Genomic DNA, 26,559 nt, shown 5'->3' on the forward strand with positions numbered 1-26,559 from the left:
TGGCACTCCTCGCATCATTGTTGTCCGATATATCGCATTACAATAAATGTGAGCGACCAAAGAGAGGAGTGAATTAAAATGATTTATCCTGAATCAGCTTTTTTTACCTCTGAAGGGCACGGATGAACAGGCTTTGTCCCTATATGTAGCCCCCGGTTGTGCTATGACGAATACTTATCTGATCAATGAAACCCTCCTTTTTGAACCTGAGATGCGCCGCCTGGGGCCGCTGAAGGGTTATCCTGAACGGTCGATCGCTCTGCATGGCCCCGTCAGTGAATGCCTTCTGCAACTTCTTGAAAACAATGACAGGATACTGAGCCAGCGTTTTTTATTTGCCGCCATATGGGAGAAACACGGGACTGTTGTCACCACGAATGCGCTGTATCAGACCATTGCCTCTGTACGTAAGGCATTGAAAACCGCCGGATTAGCGGAAGATGTGATTAAGACTTTTCCAAAGGAGGGCTTTAAATCAACCGCGGTGCTGCGTGTCGGAAAACGGGACGATTTTCTCACGTCAGACAATTCACCCTCTGCTATCGAAAATACAGGAATATCAGCTAAAACGGTGGTTTCTCATTCAATAAAACACAAAACCACGCTCGCGTATTGGCTGGCAGGCGGAATGTTTATTCTATCCTGTTCAATCTTCTGGTATGAATTTAATCACAGAGTACCTGTTTTTGATCATTACCAGAAAGTGGGGAAGATTGGCGGGTGTGAGGTGTTTTCCTCATGGCACAATATTGATAAAAGCCGCAGTACGTTTGAAACACTGACGAGCCGATATCCTGTTCAATGTACTGCCGGGATGTTTGCTTATTTAAGTCTTAATATTGCTCAGCATGGTATGTCGGTGATTGTCTGCGATCGCAATCCAAAAGCAAGTGCAGCGAATTGCCGGTCAATTTTTTACAGGCAACACTATAATGAATAAACCATTAATACACGGGGCTTTGATCGCGTTTGGTATTATTGCACCTTTACTGGGTGCCTGGTCCGTTCACGAACGGCGGGATAATTTTAGCTGTCAGATTCAGGCTGTTATTGTGGATGAAAATAGCGCTATTGATGTGAGTATGAATTATACGTTGAGGAATGGCAGAGGAATTTATGAGTCATCAGGGGAATACCGGGAAAAAGGGAAACCTCCGGAGGCGATCAGCAACAAAATTACCTTCAACTACTGGAATGAATCAGACAAGGTGATCATGGTTTCGAATGAGACAAATGCATTGCCGAAAAAGCCGCAGGCTTTCAGAGACCATACGCCAGATTTCTTTCATCGGCGCGATCGCGGTATCAGCCTGAAAATACTTCCCGCCAATGACAACAGCTATCTCTTCCTCTATGACGGCTTGCCCGTTTTCTTCTGCTCTAAAAGTGAGTAAGTGATGCAGTTTCCAGCCCCTTTCAATGTCCCCTTGGGTTACGTCTTTTTACACTTGATTATATAAAGATAATGAGTATAGTTCTCATTCTCTTTAGTGTTTGCGGGCGTTGACGGACTCATCCCGCATCAATAGTGAGCAGATCTCACACGGAACACTGAGTACAACGGTGGAATCTGCTCTGGCCTTACAGCCTGCCAACACAATCATAATCGCAGCCCTATGCGACGCAGATCCCCGCCTGACTCTCTTTAAACGGTAAAGGATGTTCCTGATGACCAAAAAATTGTCCGCGCTGGCACTGCTCGTTGCTGCTTCGCTTTCCGGCTGTGCTGCACAGCACACGACAGCACCTGCGCCAGAAGCTCAGAAAACCGTGACGGCTCCGGCTGAGACGGGTGTGATCAAACGCGATCTTGCCGATGGCCTGTACGAAATGGTGCTCAACCAGAAAGGCGATGCGCTGTTTGTTGCCAGCGCGGAAGGCTTCAAGGACGTGCAGGGTGGAGTGGTCTACAAACTTGATCCCGCCACGCTGAAAACCACGGGCCGCAGCCATACCGACCTGAAAAACTTCGCAATGACGATCTCCCCTGACGGGCAGACCGTTTATGTGACTAACTCGCTGGACGGCGGTATCAGCGCCATTAACACCGCAGACGGTAAAGTCAAAAAGCGCCTGATGTTTACCGAGCGTAACGAAGAAGGGTTCCCGTTTGGCGCGCGTGAAATTCTGCTGCATGAAGGCACGCTGTATGTCGGCGGCGTGGGCGATCCAGGCGTGATTTGGGTTGTTGATGCCGAAACCCTGAAACTGAAAAAAACCATCAAAAATGCGGGTCAGTGGGTCACCGGGCTGCTGTGGTCTGAACAGACGGATCGTCTGTATGCGGCCAACGGCGGCGGCGAGATCCTCGTTATCAACCCGCACACTAATAAAATTGAAAAACGCTGGAAACCGCTGGGCGACAAGCCTGCGCTGCTCCTGAACCTGGCGGAAGATAAGGCCACAGGACGTCTGTTCGTCACCGATAACTCCAAAGCCAAAACCACGCTGGTGTTGAATATTCACACGGGCGAAGTGATCAAACAACTTGATGTAGGCGATTCGCTGGCGGTGAAATTTAATGCCAAACGCAATGAGCTGTACATCACCCAGCGCGAGAGCGGCAAGCTGTTGAGCCTGGACGCCACCACCTATGCCGTGAAGCATACCTGGGATCTGCCACCGAATCCGAACAGCCTGCTGCTGTCGGCCGATGGTCAGACGCTCTACGTCACCGTTAAGCAGGCGTTCAATAAAGACAACTCCACTAACGGCCCGGACAGCGTCGTTCGCATCTCTCTTAAATAAATTCTAAGGCCCGGTTACGGGCCATTTTGCGTGTACTTTTAATGAGTTACTTATGAACAACACCACAATGCACAAAACGCTGCTGGCGCTTGCCATTGCTGCGGCTACGCACTCCGCCTTTGCGGCGGAGGCTAAAAAAGAGGACACCATTGTTGTCCAGTCTGCTCCCGCCAGCGATTTCAAACCCGGCGGTGACCAGCTGGTGCCCGCCTTTCTTGACGGGCAGGTAGCCAACGGCGGACGCATGGGAATGCTCGGCCAGCAGAATGCCATGGACGTTCCGTTCAATATCATCAGCTACACCTCGAAACTGGTGGAAGATCAGCAGGCGAAAACCATTGCTGATGTCGTTGCTAACGACGCGGGCGTACAGTACGTCCAGGGTTACGGCAACAGCGCAGAAACGTTTCGTATTCGTGGCCTGAAGTTTGACGGCGACGACATGACCTTTGGCGGTCTCTCCGGCGTGCTGCCGCGTCAGGTCGTTGATGCCCAGATGGTTGACCGCATTGAGATCTTCAAAGGGGCAAACTCCCTGATGAACGGTGCAGCAAGCTCAGGCGTGGGCGGGATGATTAACCTTGAGCCAAAACATGCGGGCGCAACGCCGCAGGCGAAAGTGGGTGTGGACTACACTTCCGATTCGCAGTTTGGCACCACGCTGGATGCGGGCCGTCGCTTTGGCGACAGCGATCAGTTTGGCGCGCGCGTGAACCTGGTCCACCGTGAAGGGGAAACGCCAATCGCCAACGACCGCCGCCGCACCACGCTGCTCTCTACCGGCCTGGATTACAAGGGCGATAACTTCCGTACCTCGCTGGACTTGGGTTATCAGAAGAAAACGTTCCACGGCAGCCCGACCAGCGTCAACATTTCGGGAGTGGATTTCGTCCCCGATCCGCCGAAAAACGATCGCAACTTCTCGCAGAAATGGGCCTACAGCAATATCGAAAACGAATTCGGTATGTGGCGCAGCGAGTATGACATCACCGACAACTGGACGGCTTATACTGGCCTCGGCGCGCAGCACTCGCATGAGGAAGGGATCTACAGCGCGCCGAAGCTGGTGGATAAAAGTGGCAAGGCGACGGTCAGCCGTCTCGACACCAACCGTATCAGCGATTCCGTCAGCGGGATGGCGGGGATTCGCGGTAACTTTGATACCGGCTTCGTATCGCACAAGGTCAACGTGGGGTATTCCGCGATGACCAAAAACGAAAAAATCGCGTGGAAGATGTCGTCAGAGACCCCGACCACCAACATCTACCACAATACCGGTGTCGATATGCCGGACAGCTCTAACTTCAATGGGTTAGGCGGAAAATACAGCGATCCGCTGACCAGTGGGCGCACCCGCACCCAGGGCTGGTTGTTGAGCGACACCCTGGGCGTGCTGGACGACAAATTGCTGTTCACCGCCGGGGCGCGCCATCAGAAGGTCGTCATCCGCGGGTATGACAAAATCACCGGTGCGGAAAACGACGCAGACGGTTTCGATGGCAGCCGCTGGATGCCAACCTACGGCGTGGTCTACAAACCGTGGGAAGAAATTTCCCTGTATGCCAACCACACTGAAGCGCTCCAGCCGGGTAAAACCGCGCCCAACACTGCCACCAACTACGGTCAGAGCACCGGTATCGTCCACTCTAAACAGAACGAAGTGGGCGTGAAGGCGGACTTTGGCCGTGTGGGCGGCTCGCTGGCGCTATTCGAAATCAAAATGCCGTCGGCGATCCTCAACAGCAACGGCCACTATGGCCTGGATGCTGAGCAGCGTAACCGTGGCGTTGAGCTGAATGTCTTTGGCGAACCGATGCTGGGGATGCGTCTGAACGCCAGTGCTACCTGGCTGCAGGCGGAGCTGACCAAAACCAACAACGGTGTGAATCAGGGTAATGATGCGATTGGTATCCCGAACTTCTACGCCGTGCTGGGTGCCGAGTACGACATCAAGCCGATTGAGGGCCTGACCGCCACCGCGCGCGTGAACCACTCCGGCACACAGTATGCCGACCTGGCCAATACCAAAAAGCTCGACAGCTATACCACGCTGGACCTGGGGATGCGTTATCGCTTTGCGGTGAACCACAACGAAAACCAGATGACCCTTCGTGCGGGCATCGACAACGTGACCGATGAAAACTACTGGGCAAGCGTAGACGATTCCGGTACTTACGTCACTCAGGGCGAACCGCGTACCTTTAAGGTCTCGGTTGGCTACGAGTTCTAAGCGTTCCACCCTCGTTATCCGGGGCATGGATGCCCCAATCCCTTGCTACCACCAGCATGAAGTGTTAAAACGTGCCCCTTCTAAAAAAGAGACAGGGGTAGGACGTGAAAGACGCGTCATCCGCTTCAGGCAACGGTCGTGCTGAAGCCTCGTCGGATCAGAATCCGACGCTGCAACGTGGTTTGCAAAATCGACATATTCAGTTAATTGCCCTCGGCGGCGCTATCGGTACTGGGTTGTTTCTCGGCATCGGTCCCGCCATTCAGATGGCCGGTCCGGCGGTCCTGCTGGGTTATGGCATCGCCGGGATTATCGCCTTCCTGATCATGCGCCAGCTCGGCGAGATGGTTGTCGAAGAGCCGGTTTCAGGCTCGTTTGCACACTTTGCGTATAAATACTGGGGCCCGTTCGCCGGCTTCCTTTCCGGCTGGAACTACTGGGTGATGTTCGTGCTGGTGGGGATGGCGGAGCTGACTGCCGCAGGCATCTATATGCAGTATTGGCTCCCGGATGTTCCGACGTGGATCTGGGCCGCGGCCTTCTTCATCATTATTAACGCCGTTAACCTGGTGAACGTGCGTCTGTATGGCGAAACCGAGTTCTGGTTCGCGCTCATTAAGGTACTGGCGATCATCGGGATGATTGGCTTTGGCCTGTGGCTGCTGTTCTCCGGTCACGGCGGCGAGCGCGCCACCATCGACAACCTCTGGCAGCACGGCGGTTTCCTGGCAACCGGCTGGAAGGGGCTGATCCTCTCACTGGCGGTGATTATGTTCTCCTTCGGCGGGCTGGAACTGATTGGGATCACTGCGGCTGAAGCGCGCGATCCGCATAAAAGCATCCCGAAAGCGGTCAATCAGGTGGTGTACCGTATCCTGCTGTTTTATATCGGTTCGCTGGTGGTACTGCTGGCGCTCTATCCGTGGGTGGAAGTGAAATCCGACAGCAGCCCGTTTGTGATGATTTTCCACGATCTGGACAGCAACGTGGTGGCTTCGGCGCTGAACTTCGTCATCCTGGTAGCATCGCTGTCGGTCTATAACAGTGGGGTTTACTCCAACAGCCGTATGCTGTTTGGCCTCTCCGTACAGGGCAACGCGCCGAAGTTCCTCACCCGCGTCAGCCGCCGCGGCGTGCCGGTCAATTCGCTGTTTCTCTCTGGCGCTATTACGTCGCTGGTGGTCTTGATCAACTATCTGTTGCCGAAAGAGGCCTTTGGCCTGCTGATGGCGCTGGTTGTCGCCACGCTGCTGCTGAACTGGATCATGATCTGTCTGGCGCATCTGCGCTTTCGCGCCGCGATGCGTCGCAAGGGACGTGAGACACAGTTTAAGGCGCTGCTTTATCCGGCGGGCAACTACCTCTGTATCGCTTTCCTGGGGCTGATTCTGGTGCTGATGTGTACCATGGATGAGATGCGCCTTTCAGCGATGCTGCTGCCTGTGTGGGTGGTATTCCTGTTTATCGCGTTTAAGCTCTCTCGAAGGTAAAAGCAAAACGGCAACCTGGTTGCCGTTTTTAGTGTTTGCACCCTCTCCCTGTGGGAGAGGGTCGGGGTGAGGGCACCAGACCGCACCCACCTTCACGCCCGGTGGCGCTGCACTTACCGGGCCTACCACGCATCTCGCAACTTCCCCAACATCTTTATCGTGACCCCCCTCCCAATTCTGTTTCGATCCACAGGATCTTTATTTTGTAATCGATTACTTTTTTATCTGAACTGATTTGTAATCGATTACTTTTTCCGGGTGAGGCTTATCATGGTGTCAACTGAAAGTAGTGGAAAGGCGATAGTGCAGCACCGGCTGCTGGTTCCGCGTCTGTCGCTGATGATGTTTCTGCAGTTTTTTATCTGGGGTAGCTGGTCGGTCACGCTCGGCCTGGTGATGACCCGGCACAACATGTCTTTACTGATTGGCGATGCGTTCTCCGCCGGGCCGATCGCCTCCATTCTGTCGCCGTTTGTGCTTGGTATGCTGGTAGATCGCTTCTTTGCCTCGCAGAAGGTGATGGCGGTGATGCACCTGGCGGGCGCGGCAATTCTGTGGTTCGTGCCGGGGGCGCTAATTGCTGAAAACGGCGCGTTGCTGATTGGCCTGCTGTTTGGCTACACGCTCTGCTACATGCCGACGCTGGCGCTGACCAACAACATCGCGTTTCACAGCCTGGCAAACGTGGATAAAACCTTCCCGGTGGTGCGCGTTTTTGGCACCATCGGCTGGATCGTGGCGGGTATTTTCATCGGCGTCACCGGCGTGGCCTCAAGCGTTACCATCTTCCAGGTGGCAGCGGCCAGCTCCGTGCTGCTGGCGCTCTACAGCCTGACTCTGCCGCACACGCCCGCGCCGGCGAAAGGCTTGCCCGTTAAGGTGCGCGATCTCTTCTGTGCGGACGCCTTCGCGCTGCTTAAAACACGCCATTTCTTCGTCTTCTCCGTCTGCGCGATGCTGATCTCCGTTCCGCTCGGCACGTACTACGCCTACACCGCTTCTTATCTGGCGGATGCCGGGATTGCGGATGTCAGTACCGCCATGTCCTTCGGGCAGATGTCCGAGATCTTCTTCATGCTGGTCATTCCGCTGCTGTTCCGCCGTCTGGGGGTGAAATATATGCTGCTGATCGGCATGCTGGCGTGGTTCGTGCGTTACGCCATGTTTGCGCTGGGCGTCAGCGAGGAAGGGCGCATCTTGCTGTACCTGGGCATTCTGCTGCACGGCGTCTGCTACGATTTCTTCTTTGTGGTCGGCTTTATCTACACCGACCGCGTGGCGGGTGAAAAGGTGAAAGGTCAGGCCCAGAGCATGATCGTGATGTTCACCTATGGCATCGGCATGCTGCTCGGCTCACAGATTTCCGGTGCGCTCTATAACCGCCTGGTGGCGGGGCAAACTGTGCCGCAGGCGTGGGTGACATTCTGGTGGATACCGGCGGTGGCTGCAGCGGCGATTGCACTGATTTTCCTTCTCACGTTTAAGTATGACGATGACAAGGCGTAATGTTCAGGAGGTGGTATGAGAACGATTAAGGGACCGGGTATTTTTCTGTCGCAGTTTATCGGTGGGGAAGCGCCGTTCAACACCCTCGACGGGCTGGCGGGCTGGGCGGCTGCTAAGGGTTACAAAGCGGTGCAGATCCCCTGTAACCATCCGCATATTTTTGATGTGGAGAAAGCGGCGAAGAGTCAGGCCTACTGCGATGAAATCACGGGCAAGCTGGCAGCGCACGGGTTGGTCATTAGCGAACTGTCGACCCATCTGGAAGGGCAGCTTGTGGCGGTGAACCCCGTCTACAGCGAGGCGTTTGACCACTTCGCGCCTGCCGCTGTGCGTGGTAACGATACGGCGCGGCAGGCATGGGCGACGGAGAAAGTGAAGCAGGCGGCAGTCGCCTCGGCCAGATTAGGCCTGAAAGCGCACGCCACCTTCTCCGGCTCGCTGGCCTGGCCGTTTTTCTACCCGTGGCCGCCGCACAACGAGCAGCGTTTTCAGGACGCATTTCAGGAACTGGCAAACCGCTGGCGGCCGATTCTGGATACCTTTGACGAGCAGGGCGTGGACGTCTGCTTTGAGCTGCATCCGGGAGAAGATCTGCACGACGGCGTGGCCTTCGAGCGTTTTCTGGCGCTGGTCGATAACCACCCGCGCTGCAACATTCTCTACGACCCGAGCCACATGCTGCTGCAACAGATGGATTACCTGACATTTATTGATATCTACCATGCGCGAATTAAAGCCTTCCACGTGAAGGATGCCGAGTTCCGCCCCAACGGACGCAGCGGCGTGTATGGCGGCTACCAGCCGTGGATCAACCGCGCCGGACGCTTTCGCTCACTGGGCGACGGGCTGATCGACTTTAAAGGCATTTTCAGCAAGCTGACCCAGTACGACTACGACGGCTGGGCGGTGCTGGAGTGGGAGTGCTGCCTGAAAGACGGTGATACCGGGGCACGGGAAGGCAGTGAGTTTATCCGCCGCCACATCATTCCCGTCTCCGGGCGCGCGTTTGATGATTTCGCGGCAGGGGGTAGCCATGATTAACGTCGGCATTATCGGCAGCGGGTTTATCGGCCCGGCGCATATTGAGGCGCTGCGCCGCCTTGGATTTGTCCAGGTGGTGGCGCTGTGCGACGGCACGTTTGCTCAGGCGCAGGAAAAAGCACGCCAGCTTAACGTGCCGCATGCCTATGGCAGCGTGGAAGAACTGCTCGCGCATCCGGAACTGCACGTGGTGCACAACTGCACGCCGAACCACCTGCATGCGGAAATTAACCGCCAGGTTTTGCGCGCAGGTAAGCATGTGTTTTCCGAAAAGCCGCTGTGTATGACGCCGGACGAGGCGCGCGAGCTGGTGGCGCTGGCGGAGCAGGCGGGCGTGGTGCACGGCGTCAGCTTTGTCTATCGTCAGTTTGCAATGGTGCGCCAGGCGGCGAGTATGGTGCGCGCGGGCAGCGTCGGGCGGCTGTTTGCCTCGCACGGCAGCTACCTGCAGGACTGGATGTTGCTGGAAACCGACTACAACTGGCGGGTGGATGCCGCGCTCGGCGGGGCGTCCCGCGCGGTGGCGGATATCGGTTCCCACTGGTGCGACACGATGCAGTTTGTCACCGGGCGGCGTATTACCGAGGTGATGGCCGATCTCTCCATCGTTTGGCCGACGCGCAAGGCTAGCGTGGCGGGCAATCAGACGTTCACGCATGACGAACACGCTCACTATGAAGACAAGCCGGTGACGACTGAAGACGTCGGCTCGGTGTTGTTCCGCTTTGACGACGGCAGCAAAGGCAGCTTTAGCGTCTCGCAGGTGAGCGCCGGACGCAAAAACCGTCTCACGTTTGAAATCAACGGCAGCGAGCGGTCGGTGGCGTGGGATCAGGAGGTGCCGCAACGGTTGTGGATCGGCCATCGCGCGCAGGCGAATCAGACTCTGAGCGACGATCCTGGCCTGATGAACCCTGACGTGGCCGACAGCGCTCATTTCCCCGGTGGGCATATCGAAGGCTGGCCTGACGCCTTTAAAAATATGATGGCGCAGTTTTACCGCGCCGTGCAGGCCGGGAAAATGCCGGAACAGCCGCAGTTTGCCACCTTCCACGAGGGGGCGAACGTCATGTATATCATTGATGCCATAGTGAAAAGTCACCAGCAGCAGCGCTGGGTACGCGTGGAGCGTTGACGGTTTGCCCGGTTCGCCGGGCAACAAATTTATGATAGCCTGCATAAAACGCTAACCGCAGGATGTGTCGTCGCTATGTCAATTCAGAAAATCGCTCAGCTTGCCGGCGTGTCCGTGGCAACGGTTTCCCGCGTGCTTAATAACAGCGATACCGTAAAAGCGAAAAACCGCGAGCGCGTCCTGCAGGCGATCAAAGAGAGTAACTACCAGCCCAATTTGCTGGCCCGCCAGCTACGTACCGCCCGCAGCTATATGATCCTGGTGATGGTATCGAACATCGCCAACCCGTTCTGCGCCGAAGTGGTAAAAGGGATTGAAGCCGAGGCCGAGAAGAATGGTTACCGCATCCTGCTGTGTAATTCTGGCTCGGATATCGAACGTTCCCGATCGGGCTTAAGTCTGCTGTCGGGTAAAATCGTCGACGGGATTATCACCATGGATGCCTTCTCGAAGCTGCCGGAACTTGCGGCGCTGATTGGTTCCGCGCCGTGGGTGCAGTGCGCCGAATACGCCGATGCCGGTATCGTCTCCTGTGTGGGCATTAACGATGTGGACGCTTCACAGCACGTTGTCAGTCAGCTTGCCGACGGCGGGCGCACACGCATCGCGCTGATTAACCACGACCTCAGCTACAAATATGCCCGCCTGCGCGAACGTGGCTATAAAAGCGTGATCCACCTGCGGGATCTGGCGTATCAGGCCGTGGAATACGCCAGCGATCTCAGCTCCAGTGCAGGCATGGCAGCGATGCAAAAATTACTGGAAGAGAACCCACCTGATGCGGTATTTGCCGTTTCCGATACGCTGGCGGCAGGCGCATTGCGTGCCATTCAGCAGGCGGGATTACGCGTGCCGGAGGATATTGCGGTTGTCGGTTTTGACGGTACGGAACTGGCGGAGATGATTTCGCTCACCACTATTGAGCAGCCATCGCGTGATATCGGGCGCAAGGCGGTCGAACTTTTACTGAATAAAATCGACAACCCGGATGCGCCCACGGAAAGGGTGATGATGGACTGGCGCTTTATTTCCCGCGCCAGTGCCTGATTATTTCGCCAGTACGCCAGCCAGCGAGCGAATATCGTTCCCGGTGGGTGTCTGGTGAATGCGCAGCCCAAATTCATCCACTACCGCGAAAATATGGTCAAAGATATCGGCCTGAATCTCTTCATATTCTGCCCAGATCACCGTGTTGGTGAAAGCATATATTTCAATCGGCAGACCGTTGGCATCCGGCGCGAGCTGACGCACCATTAACGTCATATCGTTACGAATACGCGGATGACTTCGCAGGTATTCATTCAGATAGGCGCGGAAGGTGCCGATATTGGTCATCTTGCGCAGGTTTAATACCGATTCCCCTTCGCCGTTTTCCTGATTCCACAGCGTAATTTCCTCATGACGCGCGGCCAGATAAGGCTTAAGCAGTTTCGCCTGAATCAGCTTCTGCTGTTCCTGCTCGTCAAGGAAATGAATGCTGGTGGTATCGATATTCAGGCTGCGCTTAATGCGTCGCCCGCCGGAGGCCGACATGCCGCTCCAGTTGATAAAGGCGTCGGACACCAGCGCCCAGGTTGGAATGGTGGTGATGGTGTTATCGAAATTGCGCACTTTAACGGTGGTCAGGCCGATGTCCGTCACCGTGCCGTTCGCGCCGTATTTCGGCATCTCCAGCCAGTCGCCGAGCTTCAGCATATCGTTAGCGGAGAGCTGAATACCCGCCACAAGCCCGAGTATCGGGTCTTTAAAGACCAACATCAGAACGGCAGCCATCGCACCCAGACCGCTGATCAGAATCGCCGGGGACTGACCGATCAGCAGGGAGATAATCAAAATCCCCACCAGGATCGCGCTCACCAGCTTGATGCCCTGAAATATCCCTTTTAGCGGCAGCTGTGACGCAGTGGCCATTTTCTGTGACAGATTAAAAATGACGTCCAGCAGCGAGAAGAAGGAGAGCAGGGCATACACCATTACCCACAGCTTTGCGCAGGTGGTAAGTATTTCTGCTGCTTCGCTGCCTCTTTGCAGCCACAATACCGCCTGAACGTTGACGATTATCCCCTGCAGGGTAAAGGCCAGACGGTGAAATAATTTATTCTGAGTAATGATTTGCAGCCACAAATGGCTGCTGGCCTGCGCACGCTTCTCAAAAGCCCGCAATACCACTTTGTGCAGAATAAAATGAACAATAACGGCGGTAAGAAAAATAATACCAAAGATAATCACTAAAGAGGTGGTGTGATTAATTTCAATGCCTAACTCTTCAACCTGAGCAATTAATTCCTGCATAACGTCTCCTGTATTGATGCAGCCCCATAATGGCGGCTGCGGATCTATTATGCAAATTCGGAGGGGTTATCTGGACGCGTGACAGGTCTTTACCACCGGTAAACAGAGACGATGGCGCATACGCAGCGTCGCCAGCGCCAGCACGATCATCATCCCCGTTTCAACCGCCAGGAAAACCGTTATCGCCTGAGTATAATCTCCGTGATGATTCTGCAGCGCATGCAGCAAAATCGCCCCGAAAATAGCCGGACCAAGACCGAGTGCCGCCTGCTGAAGCGTGCTCAAAATTGCGCTCGCGGCACCGGCATCGTCTGGCTGGATATCGCGCATCCCGATGCGGTAGAAACTGTTTACAATCAGCGCCTGCCCGTAACCGATCAGCCCGGTTGCCGGAGCCAGCGTCAGCGCGGTATTCGTCATCCCCCAGAGGCGGAAGGTGGCGATCAGCGCCAGCAGACCCATAATCTGGATCGCCAGGCCCGTGAGCAGAATGGTGCTGGTGCTATAGCGGGCAATCAGGCGCGGGGCAAACCACGCAGAAATAAAGTACGTTACGCCAAGCGCAATAAAACTGTTCCCCGACTGCCACGGTGCCATCCCCAGACCGGTCTGCATGGTGAGCGCCATACAGAACATAAACCCGGACCAGACGCTGAAAAAGAGCATCGCAATCAGTACGCCAAAACGGATGCTGTGAAGCTGCAGCAGGCGCGGGGGGATCAGCGGGTGAGCGTCCTCGCGCTCTTTTTTACGCGCATTCAGCACCATCAAATAGGCCAGCGGAATAATGGCGAGAAGCATAGCCTTCAGCGGCCATGACCAGTGCCACTGCGGGCCAAGCGCCATCGGGAACAGCAGGCAGCAGAGGATAATCGCCAGCAGTCCGGTGCCGGTCCAGTCGATGCGTGACCGGGCATCGCGGCGGGTTTCCGGCACGTAGCGGCGGCTCAGCGCGAGCACCACCATGCAGACAGGCACGTTGATAAAGAAGGCGTTACGCCAGCCCAGCCCGGCGATATCCGCCGACACCAGCCAGCCGCCGCCCATCTGCCCCACGATAAACGCGATGCCGCCAATGCCGCCAAACAGGCTAATCGCTTTCGCATGGGCGGTGCCTTTTAGCGTCACATGCAGTGTGGCAAGAATTTGCGGCATGATCAGCGCCGCCCCTGCGCCCTGGACGATACGCGCGGCAAGCAACTGTTCAATATTACCCGCCATACCGCACAGCAGCGAGGCCAGACCAAAGCTCGCCACGCCCCACATAAACAGACGACGGCGGCCGAGGTTATCCCCCAGCTTGCTGCCGAGCGCCAGGCAGACGGCGAAGGCCACGCCGTAGAGCGCGACAATCAGTTCCAGCTCGGTGGCGGTGGCATGTAAAGAATGGGTGATGGAATCCAGCGCCACGTTGGTAATTGAGGTATCAATCAGCGGCAGCATCTGGCCGGTTAACAGCAATATCAGGCCTGCACGACCCGGTGAAACAACTGACGTATTCATGGTAACTCCATTGCGTCAAACAGCTTAGAGACGTAGCATCAACCATCTGATAAACGAGTACCAGTTCTTGCTTATACTGGTACTGACACTACCATGCAGGGGGATTTATGGCGCTGATGTCTGAACCTGTCACCTCACTCAAGGATGACACCCGAAAGCAGCTTGGGGCATTTTTACGCGCCCGTCGTGAAAGCCTCGATCCGCAGCGCCTCGGCTTACCGCGCAGCGGCCGCCGTCGCACACCGGGGCTGCGTCGTGAAGAGGTGGCCCTGCTGGCGGATGTGGGCGTCACCTGGTACACCTGGCTTGAGCAGGGCAGGGACGTCAATCCATCGAGCGCGGTGATGGCTGCAGTGGCGAAAGCGCTGCAGTGTACGCCGACGGAAACCCGACATTTGTTCGTTCTGGCGGGTTTGCCACCGGGTGAAGCGCCACAGGCAATCTGCTGCGAGGGGATCAGCGAAGGCACGCGCCGCCTGCTCGACACCCTGATGCCGAAACCTGCCAGTATCCAGAAACCCAATTTCGACATCGTGGCGTGGAACGACAGCTTCGGCCATCTGATGGGCGTCGATTTCAATGAAATTCCGCCGGAAGACCGTAACTGTATCTACCTGTTCCTCACCCATCCGGCGTGGCGCGCACGCCTTGGCAAACGCGACGATGTACTGCCCATTTTTGTCTCCTACTTCCGTGCGGCGATGGCGGAGCACCGGGGCGACCCGCAGTGGGAAGCGAAGCTGGCCCGCTTCTTTGCGGTGTCTGAAGAGTTCAAAGCCCTGTGGCACCAGCGCAACGACGTTCGCGGGGTGGAGAACCAGCTCAAGCTGTTTACTCATCCTGAACTGGGTGATTTTAATTTGCAGCAGATGTACTGGTACTCTGCGCCGCGAAACGGATCGCGGTTGCTGGTCTATTTACCGGTGGATGAGGCGGGAGAGAGGGCGATGGCATGGCTGGCGGAGCAGGGGAAATAAGTTTTTGCGAGGCGCTTTCAGGGAATCAGAGCCTCTTCTGCTAAGTGGCTGAGACAGGCGTAAGGTGAGGTTTAATTAAACCAACCGACTAAATCGTCATGATTTCGATGAAGTGTTAAGTCGTCTATACTCACGCGATGAGAAACCACCCATGTCGCCACTGATGATTGATTCCGCAGACTTCAGCCAAAAACTCGGCCTTATCTCCCGAAACGTCGAACACACCGAAGCGTTCCTGGCGCGAGGCACGGAGGATTTCCATCTGCCGGGGTTTCTGCTGCCTGTCGGATACCGACTTTTAAAATCACGTTATGGCGATGAATACCGTCTCGTGACAACCGACGACGGCAAGCCCTACACCGCTTATGCAGTGAAGCTGACGTTTCACAACGAAATTACCTATCCTCATGGGGCCGCCACGCAGGTGATGGTGTGGCGTACTCCGCGCGCCGTACATCAGCGCGTGATAAGCGGGTTACCGCAACTCTTTTTTCAGTGGCTGCTAAGTGAATATGACATCGTTGTTTCGGACGGCGAGCAAACGGGAGACGGACAGCGATTCTGGCTGCTCATGATCGACTGGGCGTTTACTATGAACTATCGCATTCGCGTGGCAGACGGTACGGTGGGAGAAGAGTGGACGTTAACGCCCGTAAATTCTTACGCTGAGCTTGAAGAACGCTGGATTGCTTTTGCCTGGGGTAGCGATCGTGGTGTCCATCCGCATCGCAGGCTGGTCATCAGTAAAACGTAACGGGCCGCATGCAGCGGCCCGTTTTCATTAGCACTCCGTCACAACCGTGCTCAGCGGCAGGCGAGACTTCGGCAGCGTGGCGTTGAAATCTTCCACGCTGTGGTGCCCAACCGGCACCACCACCAGGCTGGTGAAGCCTTTCTCTTTCAGGCCAAACTCTTCATCAAGGATAGCCGCGTCGAAGCCTTCAATCGGCACTGCGTCCAGGCCCATCGCGGCCACGCCCAGCAGGAAGTTACCGACGTTCAGGTAAACCTGTTTTGCCATCCACTGGTCGTCATCTTTCAGGTCGACACGGTGCATATCGGCGAAGTAGTGGCGGCCTTTGTTGTTGGCGGCTTTCGCTTCCGGCGTCGCAAAGCGGCCATCGGCTTCTTCCTGGTCAATCACGCGATCCAGCCACGCATCGTCCATCGCGGTTTTTGCGCAGAACACCACCACGTGAGAAGCGTCCAGCATTTTGCGTTCGTTGAACACGTAGGTACCCGCTGCGGATTTCGCCACACGCGCTTTACCTTCCTCGGTGCTGGCAACAATAAAGTGCCACGGCTGGGAATTGGTGCTGGACGGGCTGTACTGTAGCAGGGTTTTCATTTTTTCCGCTTCTTCCACGGTCAGTTTTTTGCTTGCGTCAAACGCCTTGGTAGAGTGGCGTTTCAGCGCGACAGAAATGATATCCATAACAACTCCTGGTGATGAAATTCGCCCGCACACGGGCGCGAAAGGAAAGCAGATTACCGCGCGAAGCGGCAAAAGATAAGTGCAATTCGAGCGCTTACACTGTTCGGCACAGACGAACAATCAGGCCGGGCGTATCCACTTCTGGTCTTTTTTCGGCAGCTTATCGACGACCAGATCCCACGACTCATGGATAAGATCCGTGACCAGCTCCGGCGTAATGTCGTCGGTGCCGTAGAGCGAAATCCAGTGTTTTTTATTGAGGTGATAGCCAGGCTCAATGCCCCGATAAATCTGTTGATTGAGCAGCGATTTTTCCGGCTCAGATTTCAGGCTGACGTGAGGCCGCCCGTGAGCGGCGGCCATAATCATAAAAATCTTTCCACCCACTTTAAAGACATCGAACTCCGGGCCAAACGGCCAGCAGTGTTCCGTGAATGGCAGCTCCAGCGCCACGCGTCTGGCGTGCTCCTGTAAAGATTTACTCTCCATCTTTACCCTCTATGGCGAGCGCCCGCCACATGGCTTCAAAGCCGAGCGCTTTAAAATCGACGGCGCGGGAAGGATCGCGGGTGGCAAATTCCATCGTGGTTTCGGCCAGCGATAAGAAAATCGCATCGCCAAAGGTGCGAAACTCGTCGGACATAAATACCTGGCGTACCGAGCGGCGGCACAGTTCATTCAGCTCCGGGAACATATCGTGAACCGCCTGTTCGGTCTCTTTCGAGATTTTCTCGCTCACACCGAGCTGGCGGATCGCGCCGTGAGCGATTGGGTTACGAATGCCCCAGTCCACATAGCTATTCCAGATATTACGGGTATGTTCTTTCGGAAGCGTAATAGAGCGATCGAGGTTCGCCAGCATAGTCTGGCAAAGATCCTGCTTCAGATGCAGATAGAGGGCGTTCAGCAGATCGTCTTTGGTAGCAAAGTAGCGAAACAGTGTGCCTTCAGCGACACCCGCATTACGGGCAATCAACGCCGTTGAAGCCGCAATGCCAGACTGAGCAAATGCCGCGGTTGCCGCTTCCAGTAAGGCCTGTTTTTTATCTTCACTCTTTGGACGTGCCACTAAAAATCCCCTCCTCTTAATTGTAAAAAAACACATTGAATCATGCGTGTCATACCGCTGCAACGCGGAATGTCAAAGATCGAAAACATCTTGACGATATATTCATCGTATCTATAATGAGTGCTTACTCACTCATAATCAAGTTCAACCCGCGCAAACCATCGGAAGGGGCGCGAAGCCGGGTCAGGAAATGAAAAAGCCTCTATTCATCTGCGTGGTGTTTGTCATGATTATTGCTTCAGCTGCGAGTTTACCTTTTATCCTGAATGCCGGATTTGGCCAGCCACCGCAGGGTGCGCAGCTCACGGAAGTGGAAGCCTCTCCGCAGTATCGGGACGGCAAGTTTCACAATACGCTGCCGACGCCGGGTTTTACCGGGCAACAAAATATGCTGGTGGCGTGGTGGCAATTCCTGACCCGCAAAACCGAAAATGCCCGTCCGGCGCAGCCGCTGCCGCTGGTTAACACCGATCTGGCGAGCCTGCCGCTGGCGCAAGACACACTGGTGTGGCTCGGCCACTCCTCCTGGTATATGCAGCTGGCAGGCAAACGTATCCTGATCGATCCGGTGCTCGGCAACTACGCTGCGCCGTTCTCGTTCCTTAACAAGGCGTTCGCCGGGGAATACCCGTGGCATGCGGAAAGCATGCCGGAGATCGATCTGCTGATTATCTCTCACGATCACTACGACCATCTGGATTACGCCACCATCAGGGCTTTGCTGCCAAAGGTGAAACGTGTGGTCACCCCGCTGGGCGTCGGTTCACACCTGCGTTACTGGGGTATGAATCCTGAGATTATCGACGAGCGCGACTGGAATCAGTCCGTGCGCATCAGCGAAGAGCTGACGGTTCACGTGCTTCCTGCACGTCACTTTTCCGGGCGCGGCATCAAGCGCGACCAGACGCTGTGGGGCAGCTTTATGTTCGTTACGCCCGAGCAGAAGGTTTACTACAGTGGCGACTCCGGTTATGGCCCGCATTTCAGAGCCATCGGTGAGCAGTTTGGCGAGGTGGATCTCGCCATTATGGAAAACGGCCAGTACGACCAGGACTGGAAGTACATCCACATGCTGCCAGCTGAAACGGCGCAGGCCTCCGCAGATCTCAATGCCAGAGCGGTGGTGCCAGGGCATAACGGGCGCTTTGTGCTGGCGAAACATACCTGGAACGATCCGCTGATCCAGCTGGCAAAAGCCAGCAAGGACAAACGTTATCGCCTGTTGACGCCGGAACTGGGCGAGCCCGTCCGGGTGAGTGATACCACCCAACAGTTTCGCGCATGGTGGGAATAATGATCAACCGAGAAGCAGAAGGGGAGAGCAGCATGACCATTTCCGCTCAAGTCATCGACACCATTGTCGAGTGGATCGACGACAACCTGCATCAGCCGTTACGCATTGAAGAGATTGCCCGCCATGCGGGCTACTCGAAGTGGCACCTGCAGCGGCTGTTTATGCAATATAAAGGTGAAAGTCTGGGACGCTATATCCGCGAACGTAAGCTACTGCTGGCGGCGCGCGATTTGCGTGAATCGGACGAACGCGTGTATGACATCTGCCTGCGTTACGGGTTTGACTCGCAGCAGACCTTTACGCGCATCTTTACGCGAACGTTCAACCAGCCGCCTGGGGCATATCGCAAAGAGAATCACAGCCGGGCGCACTGAGTTGTTTTCGCCCGGTGGCGGCTACGCCTTACCGGGCTTACAAACATTGCGAACGTAGGCCGGGTAAGGCGCAGCCGCCACCCGGCTTTTTTGTTGGCTTACCAGCGATAATTCACCGTCGCCGTTACCGTGCGGCCAATCCCGTAGAAGCACGCCGTATCGCTTGCACACGACGCGACATACTTCGTATCCGCCACGTTATTGACATTAAACTGCACGCTCGCCCCTTTCAGGCTGCTGTTCATCTCGCCCAGATCGTAGCTCACCATCGCATCATACAAATCCACCGACGGCACCTTGAACGTGTTCTTTGCATCGCCGTAGCTGGTGCCGATGTAACGCATTCCCACGCCTGCGGTCAGGCTCTTCAGCGCGCCGCCAGGAATGGTGTAGCTGGCGAAAGCCGATGCCATATGCGTTGGGATACGCGCGGGGGTTTTGCCTTCTGTCCCTGCCACCGTCGTGCTCCGGGTTTTTGCATCCGTGTACGTGTACGAGCCAATCAGGTTGATATTGTCCATCAGCGTGGAGTGGATCTCCGCCTCAACGCCTTTCGAACGCACTTTGCCCGCGTTTTCAAACCAGCCTTCGGCGCTATTGTAGGTCGCGACGTTGTCCTGGGTTAAATCGTAGAGGGCAAGGGTCATCAGCGTGGTATCAACCGGCTGATACTTCAGCCCGATTTCCGTCTGCTCTCCGGTAGTCGGTTTAAACGGCCCTACGCCTGGCGCACGGTTGGTCTGCAGATTCGGTTCGAACGAGGTGCTGTAGCTAATATAGGGCGACAGGCCAAAGTCGAACGCATACAGCAGCCCGGTACGCCACGTGAATTTGCTGTCGTTCTGCTGGGTAACGCTGTTATCGGTGAAGTCGTTAGTGCGCACTTCGCTCCAGTCATAACGCCCGGAAACCAGCCATTCCCAGTTATTCCAGCTTATCTGATCCTGCAGATACAGGCCCATCTGGTCGAGGTTTTGCTGTTCGTCGGTGGCGGTGCTGAAGGTGCTTTCATCGACGTTCACGCCGTACACCGGGTTTGTCCAGTCGAGGTCATACTGTGAGCCGCTTCCGCGTTCCAGCAGCTGTTTATCTTTGCTGCTCTTGTAGTCGATGCCGCCAAGCAGGGTATGGCTGACGTTACCCGTATTCACCAGATACTCAAGCTGATTATCGAGGCCAAACTCATTGGTGGTGCGCTCCTCGTGCTGGGCGCGGCGGGTCAGCACTGTGCTGTCAGCGGCGCTGTTAGCGTAAACCAGGTAGCGGTATTTTTGCTTAATGGTGGCGTAACGCGCGTTCTGGCGGAAGGTGAGGTTATCGGCAAACTGGTGTTCCAGCTCGTAACCGATCATCGTCTGCTCGCGCCAGGACTGATCATAATCCGGATCGCTGACGTTAAAGTCGCGTGGAATGTATTTGCCATTCGCGCTCTTCAACGTGCCATACGCGGGGAGGAAGTTACGGTAGCCCGCATCCGGATCTTTCTGATAACTGCTCAGCAGCGTAAAACGGGTCTGATCGTTCGGATACCAGGTGATCGCCGGGGCAATCGCCATTCGTGTCTCTTTGTAATCGTCCACCTGATTATGCTGGGTGCGGGCGATACCGTTGACGCGATAAAGCACGCGCCCGTCATCGCTGAGCTTACCACCGAAATCAAACGCGCCTTCTGCCAGGTCGTTGTTACCGGTGCGGAACTGGACGTTGTGGATGGATTCGGTGGTCGGTCGTTTGCTGGTCATGCTGATAAGCCCGCCCGGATTGACCTGACCAAACAGCACGGACGCCGGGCCACGTACCAGCTCCACCCGTTCCAGCAGCCACGGATCAATCGCGCCCGTCTGGGAAGAGGCCGTTGCGCCGAAGCTCAGACCGTCGAGGAATTTCGGTACGTAGCTAAAGCCACGCACAAACACTTCATCGTTACGGTTGGACGATCCGCGGTACTCGGTAAAAACGCCAGCGGAGTAACGCAGCGCCTGCGATACGGACGTCACGTCCTGCATCTTCATCTGATCGCGGGTGATCACCGACACCGACTGCGGCGTCTTCACGATCTCTGCGCTGGTCTTGGTCGCGGAAAGGGTTTTGGTTGCCACGATCCCCTTTACGGGCGCGGTGGGTTCTTCACTTACACCCTGCGTCACCGTAATGGTTTCTTCTTTGGTTTCGGCCTGAGCCGTCACGCTGGCCGCAGCCAGACTCAAAAGCCAGAGTTGAATTAACTTATTATTTTTAAACATTTTTATTATACGTCCTTGGTTGCTATCGCCATAAAAACACCGGTAAAACGGCCTAGATGATATTGCAAATTATTACCATTTGCATTAGCGTTGTTTACAAATTTAGGCGGGGAACGGGCATTAATGAAAAGGGCATGGAGTGGGTTGCTGTTAGGGATCGGTACGCTGCCTGCGGTGGCAGCAACGTGTGAACACTCTTCCCTCCAGGGAGATGTACAGGGAAAATTTGATGCCAGCGGCGAAGTTTGCTTTGTGCTGCCCGAGCTGACTGAAAACTATGTCTCAGCCACCCTCAATGGCGTAACCGATGCCCGCCTGCTGGACGCGCAAAACCGCCGTATCCGCACGCTGGTTGAAAATGGTCCCGCAGACGGTGAACACACCCTCCTTTTTGCCCTCCCGGTACGGCAGAGCACCTCGCTGGTGTTGCATGGAGAGGCGGGCAAGCCGTGGCGTTTTCAGTGGAGAATGAAAGAGACCTCCGCGTTACCACGCGTACAAATGCTGGAGCCTGAAAGCCCGACGCTGCAGGCGCTGGCAAAAACGATTGCTGCCGGTGGGAGCACTGATGCGTTCTGGCAGGCGCAGATTCGGCAGGGAACGCCGATGGTGGAGCCGGTGGATGCAGGACATAAACGTGTTACTTTCCTGTGGCGCGGCGCGCGGGATAACGTCTTTATTCTCGGCTCGCCGGCGGGGGACCACGATCCGCTGTTCCGACTGGGGAAAAGCGATGTCTGGTTCCGCAGCTACGTGGTGCCTGCCGATACGGTAATGCAGTACAAACTTGCGCCGGATGTACCGTTGATAGACGGTTCACCGCGTGAGCAACGCCGCGCGATCCTGGTGAGTGCGCAGGCCGATCCGCTTAACCCGAACACCTTTGGCGAACAGAAAGCGGATCGCTGGAACCGCTATTCGCTGCTCGATCTCAGCCCGACACGCTACTGTTCCGTGCAGGCCACGTCACAGCCGCTGGTGCACGGCACGCTGAGCCGCCAGATGTTTGCCAGCAGAATCCTCGGCAATTCCCGCGAAGTGATGATTTACAAACCGCGCGGCGCGCAGCCTGCGCGCTGGACGCTCATGCTGTTCGACGGGCAGATCTATCAGGATGAGTACCACTTCGCCAATGTGCTGGATGGTCTGATTGCCCGCCATCATCTTCCGCCCGTTAACGTGGTGTTTATCGACAGTCTCGATTATGCCCGTCGCGGCAAAGAGCTGCCGCCCAATGCGGATTTTGCCGACTTTATGGCGCATGAACTGCTGCCGTGGCTACGTCGGCAGGGGATTGCAATGCAGCGGCAAAAAACGGTGCTGGCGGGTTCCAGCTATGGCGGGATTGCGTCGTCCTGGATCGCGCTGCGCTATCCGCGTCTGTTTGGCAACGTACTGAGTCTTTCAGGCTCGTACTGGTGGGCACCGAAAGGTGAAGCGCCCGGCTGGCTGACGCGCCAGTATCAGCAGTCGCCGCTGTATCCGGTGCGCTTCTGGTTACAGGCCGGAAAGTTTGAAACCACGGGCGCGGGTGGCGGCATCTACCGCACCACGCAGGATTTCGAACAGGTCTTGCGGGAGAAAGGCTATCGCGTCAGTTTCCACCCGTGGTCCAGCGGCCATGATTATGCCGCCTGGTGTGAGGCGCTGATCCACGGCATGCGTGATTTCACCGGCTTACGACGCCAGTGAAAACCAGCGACGCCAGACGAAACGCAGAACGAAGAATTCGATTGTGCCGAGCACTAAAAACCACAGGCAGAACAGTATGGTGTAGAGCTGGTTGAGATCGACCATATGGAAGGTCGTCATCAGTTTCTGCGCCAGTACCAGACCGAGCGACGGCGCGGGTAACAGGAGGCAGGAGATCAGGGCCAGCAATAAAATGCCCCCCGCAGTGAGCAGCGATTCTAACGGGTGTTTCATCTTAATGTTAATCGTCAGTTAAAAAAGCGATTGTCGGGCATAATGTAACGTAAAGCAATATAAACCCGGCATGCGATTTTTGATAAAAAATCCCCCTCATTTCTGCTTCTGAATAACAGAAAAAGAATAATTTATCCGTGACGATTAAATTGCGCTCTCGTTATGTAAATATATGTTCTCCTCAGGAAAATAATTTTACAAACGTATACGTGCTATATCCAATTAACGTTGCAATAACAATGGCAGCGATAATGTATAACGCCAGACGCCGTCCGCGATAAATGCCAAACATGCTTCCTCCTCGTTTAGTTTTGGTTTAGACATATTTTGTAAAAATCAGGTCATTGAATTAGTTTTAAGCAGTTTTGAATAACCCGGCAATCATTATATTGCGGTAGATCAAATTAACCCGCAAGCCTTAAAAATGAATTTATTAAAGCCAGAAAGGAATTCAGGCTTCCGACCACCGGAAATTGAAGGAAAAATACAATGACCAAAATGATTAACTCTCAGAATATGCCACCCGCAGACGGGCTGGCCTACCAGCAGACCGTAGAGCAAGTGCTTGCTCACAAGCAGAGCCAACCGAATGGGCTGGACCGCGCTGAAGCGCAGGCGCGCCTGCAAAAGCATGGCCCGAATGCGTTACCCGAGAAAAAAGGCAAACCGGCCTGGCTGCGTTTTCTGGCGCATTTTAACGATGTGCTGATTTACGTTCTGCTGGCGGCTGCCGTATTAACGGCGGTAATGGGACACTGGGTTGATACCCTGGTTATTCTGGGCGTGGCGGTCATTAACGCATTAATTGGACACATTCAGGAAAGCAACGCGGAAAAATCCCTGCAGAGTATTCGCAATATGCTCTCCAGCGATGCGCGCGTTATTCGTAATGGCAGCCATGAAACAATACCAACGACTGAAATAGTTCCGGGCGATATTATTGTCCTGCGCGCGGGGGATCGTATTCCGGCGGATATGCGGTTAATTGAAGCGCATAATTTACGCGTGGAAGAGGCGATTCTCACCGGTGAATCCACCGTGGTGGATAAACACATTAATCCGCTGAGTGGTGAATTACCGCTGGGCGACCGCACCAACCTGGTGTTCTCCGGTACAACCGTGAGCGCGGGCGGTGGTGTCGGCGTGGTGATTGCCACCGGGCAGGAGACCGAACTCGGCCACATTAACCAGATGATGGCGGGCATCGAAAAACACCGTACACCGTTGCTGGTGCAGATGGACAAACTGGGTAAAGCGATCTTCGCCATTATTCTGGCGATGATGGCTGCGCTGTTTATCTTCAGCCTGGTGTTCCGCGAGATCCCAATGGGTGAGCTGCTGCTCTCCCTGATTAGCCTGGCGGTTGCGTCTGTACCGGAAGGTCTGCCCGCGATTATCTCCATTATTCTCTCCCTCGGCGTGCAGGCGATGGCGCGTAAGCGAGCCATTATCCGCAAGCTGCCGACGGTCGAAACGTTGGGCGCAATGACCGTGGTCTGCTCGGATAAAACCGGCACCCTGACCATGAACGAGATGACGGTGAAAGCCATCATCACCGCCGATACGTGCTATCGCGTGGACGGCAACAGCTACGAGCCAGTGGGCAATATCTACCTGGAAGGCAGCGACGAGCCGGTGCTGATCCAGCCGGGCACCGTGCTGGAGCAGTACCTGCGCACTATCGATCTGTGTAACGACAGCCAGCTGATTCAGGACGAGCGCGGTCTGTGGGGCATCACCGGTGGGCCAACCGAGGGCGCGCTGAAGGTGCTGGCAGCGAAAGCCAGGCTCACGCCGGTCATGACCTCGCTGGTTAACAAGATCCCGTTCGACTCACAGTACAAGTACATGAGCACCCACTACCAGATTGGCGGTGAGGAGCAGATTTTGATCACCGGCGCGCCGGACGTGATTTTTGCCCTGTGTGCTCAGCAGCAGACCCGTAACGGCGCAGAAACCTTCAACCGCGCGTACTGGGAAACCGAGATGGAGCGTTATGCGCGCCAGGGGCTGCGCATGGTTGCTGCGGCGTTCAAGCCAGCGAACGGTGAGCAGGCATTAACTCACGACGACCTGAGCCACGGCCTGATCTTCCTCGGCATCGCCGGGATGATGGACCCGCCCCGTCCGGAAGCGATTGATGCAATTAACGCCTGCCAGCAGGCCGGTATCCGCGTGAAGATGATCACCGGCGATCACCCGCAAACGGCCATGAGCATCGGCCAGATGCTGGGGATCACCAACAGCGAGCAGGCGGTGACTGGCTACCAGCTTGAGAAGATGGACGACGCCGAACTCGCGGAAGCGGCGGTGAAATATGACATCTTCGCCCGTACCAGCCCGGAGCATAAGCTGCGCCTGGTAAAAGCGTTGCAGGACAAAGGCGAAATCGTCGGCATGACCGGCGACGGTGTGAATGACGCTCCGGCGCTGCGCCAGGCTGACGTGGGCATCGCCATGGGTATCAAAGGCACGGAAGTGACCAAAGAGGCGGCGGATATGGTTCTGACGGACGATAACTTCGCCACCATCGCCAGCGCGGTGAAAGAGGGGCGTCGTGTTTACGACAACCTGAAGAAGACGATTCTGTTCATCATGCCGACTAACCTGGCGCAGGGTCTGCTGATTGTGATTGCGCTGCTGGCGGGGAACATCATTCCGCTGACGCCAGTGCTGATTCTGTGGATGAACATGGCGACCTCCGCCACGCTCTCCTTCGGCCTGGCTTTTGAAGCCGCCGAGCGCAACATCATGCGCCGCCCGCCGCGTCAGACCGGCCAGCACGTAATGGATGCCTATGCCGTATGGCGCGTGGCCTTCGTCGGCACCATGATTGCCATCGCCGCCTTTGCGCTGGAAGCCTGGCTCGCCCCGCGCGGCCACAGCGCGGAGTTCATCCGCACCGTGCTGCTGCAGATGCTGGTCTGTGCCCAGTGGGTGTACATGATCAACTGCCGTAATACTGACGGGTTCTCCCTGAACCGTGGTCTGCTGGCGAACAAAGGGATCTGGCTGGTAACGGGCGTGCTGTTCCTGCTCCAGGCGGCGATTATCTACCTGCCGTTTATGCAGATGCTGTTTGGCACCGAAGCGCTGCCGCTGCGCTACTGGTTTGTCACTCTGGCGGTTGCGGGCGTGATGTTCTTCGTCGTCGAAATCGAGAAGCGACTGACCCGCAGGTTCCGTAAGGCTGCATAACTTTTTGCCCTCACCCTAACCCTCTCCCACAGGGAGAGGGAACGCTGACCTCCCTCTCCTTTTGGGAGAGGGCCGGGGTGAGGGGAAACACTGAGGTA

The 26,559-nt window shown here is 55.8% G+C and carries 22 protein-coding genes; 15 read left to right on the forward strand and 7 right to left on the reverse strand.

Going from position 1 to position 26,559, the window contains the following annotated elements; translation table 11 throughout:
* Nucleotides 1–163: 163 nt before the first annotated feature.
* The 9 genes from EoCCA6_RS17670 (at nt 164) to EoCCA6_RS17710 (ending at nt 11,197) form a co-directional block, all read left to right on the forward strand.
* Nucleotides 164–940 (forward strand): transcriptional regulator, encoded by a 777-nt coding sequence (locus EoCCA6_RS17670; RefSeq protein WP_152083747.1) that lies wholly within the window; start codon nt 164–166, stop codon nt 938–940.
* Nucleotides 933–1,394 carry a hypothetical protein gene (locus tag EoCCA6_RS17675; RefSeq protein WP_152083748.1) on the forward strand — a complete coding sequence of 154 codons (462 nt, stop codon included), beginning with the start codon at nt 933–935 and terminating at the stop codon, nt 1,392–1,394. The genes EoCCA6_RS17670 and EoCCA6_RS17675 overlap by 8 nt, the downstream gene beginning before the upstream one ends.
* A 274-nt stretch (nt 1,395–1,668) precedes the next feature.
* A complete protein-coding gene (locus EoCCA6_RS17680) occupies nt 1,669–2,748 on the forward strand; it encodes a YncE family protein (protein ID WP_152083749.1) in 1,080 nt (359 codons plus the stop codon).
* A gap of 52 nt (nt 2,749–2,800) precedes the next feature.
* The gene (locus EoCCA6_RS17685) at nt 2,801–4,978 is read left to right on the forward strand and encodes a TonB-dependent receptor (RefSeq protein WP_152083750.1); all 2,178 of its coding nucleotides are present in this window, start codon (nt 2,801–2,803) and stop codon (nt 4,976–4,978) included.
* Between the two features lie 104 nt (nt 4,979–5,082).
* A complete protein-coding gene (gene pheP / locus EoCCA6_RS17690; RefSeq protein ID WP_152083751.1) occupies nt 5,083–6,468 on the forward strand; it encodes a phenylalanine transporter in 1,386 nt (461 codons plus the stop codon).
* Nucleotides 6,469–6,738: 270 nt separating this feature from the next.
* Entirely contained in the window at nt 6,739–7,974 is a 1,236-nt protein-coding gene (locus EoCCA6_RS17695; RefSeq protein ID WP_152083752.1) for an MFS transporter, read from the forward strand.
* A 15-nt stretch (nt 7,975–7,989) separates the two neighbouring features.
* Nucleotides 7,990–9,015: a sugar phosphate isomerase/epimerase family protein gene (locus EoCCA6_RS17700; RefSeq protein WP_152083753.1), complete on the forward strand. Its 1,026-nt coding sequence runs from the start codon at nt 7,990–7,992 to the stop codon at nt 9,013–9,015.
* Complete coding sequence (locus EoCCA6_RS17705) at nt 9,008–10,150, forward strand: Gfo/Idh/MocA family protein (RefSeq protein WP_152083754.1); 1,143 nt, start codon at nt 9,008–9,010, stop codon at nt 10,148–10,150. The genes EoCCA6_RS17700 and EoCCA6_RS17705 overlap by 8 nt, the downstream gene beginning before the upstream one ends.
* A 75-nt stretch (nt 10,151–10,225) precedes the next feature.
* The gene (locus EoCCA6_RS17710; RefSeq protein ID WP_152083755.1) at nt 10,226–11,197 is read left to right on the forward strand and encodes a LacI family DNA-binding transcriptional regulator; all 972 of its coding nucleotides are present in this window, start codon (nt 10,226–10,228) and stop codon (nt 11,195–11,197) included.
* Here the strand turns inward: EoCCA6_RS17710 and EoCCA6_RS17715 are convergent, their stop codons facing one another.
* Together EoCCA6_RS17715 and EoCCA6_RS17720 are read right to left on the reverse strand one after the other, a co-directional pair.
* Complete coding sequence (locus tag EoCCA6_RS17715) at nt 11,198–12,442, reverse strand: mechanosensitive ion channel family protein (protein ID WP_152083756.1); 1,245 nt, start codon at nt 12,440–12,442, stop codon at nt 11,198–11,200.
* A gap of 66 nt (nt 12,443–12,508) precedes the next feature.
* Nucleotides 12,509–13,945 carry an MFS transporter gene (locus EoCCA6_RS17720; protein ID WP_152083757.1) on the reverse strand — a complete coding sequence of 479 codons (1,437 nt, stop codon included), beginning with the start codon at nt 13,943–13,945 and terminating at the stop codon, nt 12,509–12,511.
* Between the two features lie 107 nt (nt 13,946–14,052).
* On the opposite strand from EoCCA6_RS17720, the gene EoCCA6_RS17725 reads away from it, so the two are divergent.
* Both EoCCA6_RS17725 and EoCCA6_RS17730 read left to right on the forward strand, forming a co-directional pair.
* A complete protein-coding gene (locus EoCCA6_RS17725) occupies nt 14,053–14,922 on the forward strand; it encodes a helix-turn-helix transcriptional regulator (protein WP_152083758.1) in 870 nt (289 codons plus the stop codon).
* 151 nt (nt 14,923–15,073) lie between these two features.
* Nucleotides 15,074–15,676: a hypothetical protein gene (locus EoCCA6_RS17730; protein WP_152083759.1), complete on the forward strand. Its 603-nt coding sequence runs from the start codon at nt 15,074–15,076 to the stop codon at nt 15,674–15,676.
* Nucleotides 15,677–15,703: 27 nt separating this feature from the next.
* On the opposite strand, the gene nfsB is transcribed toward EoCCA6_RS17730, so the two are convergent.
* The 3 genes from nfsB to EoCCA6_RS17745 form a co-directional block, all read right to left on the reverse strand.
* Nucleotides 15,704–16,357 (reverse strand): oxygen-insensitive NAD(P)H nitroreductase, encoded by a 654-nt coding sequence (gene nfsB, locus EoCCA6_RS17735; protein ID WP_152083760.1) that lies wholly within the window; start codon nt 16,355–16,357, stop codon nt 15,704–15,706.
* A 120-nt stretch (nt 16,358–16,477) separates the two neighbouring features.
* A complete protein-coding gene (locus EoCCA6_RS17740) occupies nt 16,478–16,846 on the reverse strand; it encodes an MmcQ/YjbR family DNA-binding protein (protein ID WP_152083761.1) in 369 nt (122 codons plus the stop codon).
* On the reverse strand, nt 16,836–17,426 hold the full coding sequence (locus tag EoCCA6_RS17745) for a TetR/AcrR family transcriptional regulator (RefSeq protein WP_152083762.1): 591 nt from the start codon (nt 17,424–17,426) through the stop codon (nt 16,836–16,838). Before EoCCA6_RS17745 ends, EoCCA6_RS17740 begins: the two co-directional genes overlap by 11 nt.
* Nucleotides 17,427–17,616: 190 nt before the next feature.
* On the opposite strand from EoCCA6_RS17745, the gene EoCCA6_RS17750 reads away from it, so the two are divergent.
* Nucleotides 17,617–18,720, forward strand: a complete 1,104-nt coding sequence (locus tag EoCCA6_RS17750; RefSeq protein WP_152083763.1) for a RomA family MBL fold metallo-hydrolase — start codon at nt 17,617–17,619, stop codon at nt 18,718–18,720.
* A 32-nt stretch (nt 18,721–18,752) separates the two neighbouring features.
* Entirely contained in the window at nt 18,753–19,094 is a 342-nt protein-coding gene (locus EoCCA6_RS17755) for a RamA family antibiotic efflux transcriptional regulator (protein WP_119935465.1), read from the forward strand.
* Nucleotides 19,095–19,192: 98 nt separating this feature from the next.
* Here the strand turns inward: EoCCA6_RS17755 and EoCCA6_RS17760 are convergent, their stop codons facing one another.
* A complete protein-coding gene (locus tag EoCCA6_RS17760; protein WP_152083764.1) occupies nt 19,193–21,337 on the reverse strand; it encodes a TonB-dependent siderophore receptor in 2,145 nt (714 codons plus the stop codon).
* Between the two features lie 123 nt (nt 21,338–21,460).
* Between EoCCA6_RS17760 and EoCCA6_RS17765 the strand changes: the two genes are divergently transcribed.
* Nucleotides 21,461–23,029, forward strand: a complete 1,569-nt coding sequence (locus EoCCA6_RS17765) for an alpha/beta hydrolase-fold protein (protein WP_152083765.1) — start codon at nt 21,461–21,463, stop codon at nt 23,027–23,029.
* Here the strand turns inward: EoCCA6_RS17765 and EoCCA6_RS17770 are convergent.
* Nucleotides 23,015–23,263, reverse strand: coding sequence for a DUF1158 domain-containing protein (locus EoCCA6_RS17770; RefSeq protein WP_152083766.1), 249 nt, complete (start codon nt 23,261–23,263; stop codon nt 23,015–23,017). The two genes, EoCCA6_RS17765 and EoCCA6_RS17770, sit on opposite strands and share 15 nt — an antisense overlap.
* Before the next feature lie 489 nt (nt 23,264–23,752).
* Here EoCCA6_RS17770 and EoCCA6_RS17775 point away from each other — a divergent pair, with 489 nt between their 5' ends.
* Nucleotides 23,753–26,461, forward strand: coding sequence for a cation-transporting P-type ATPase (locus EoCCA6_RS17775; protein WP_167515549.1), 2,709 nt, complete (start codon nt 23,753–23,755; stop codon nt 26,459–26,461).
* Nucleotides 26,462–26,559: the final 98 nt, after the last annotated feature.

Origin of the sequence: Enterobacter oligotrophicus, assembly GCF_009176645.1 — a bacterium.
GTDB lineage: Bacteria > Pseudomonadota > Gammaproteobacteria > Enterobacterales > Enterobacteriaceae > Enterobacter > Enterobacter oligotrophicus.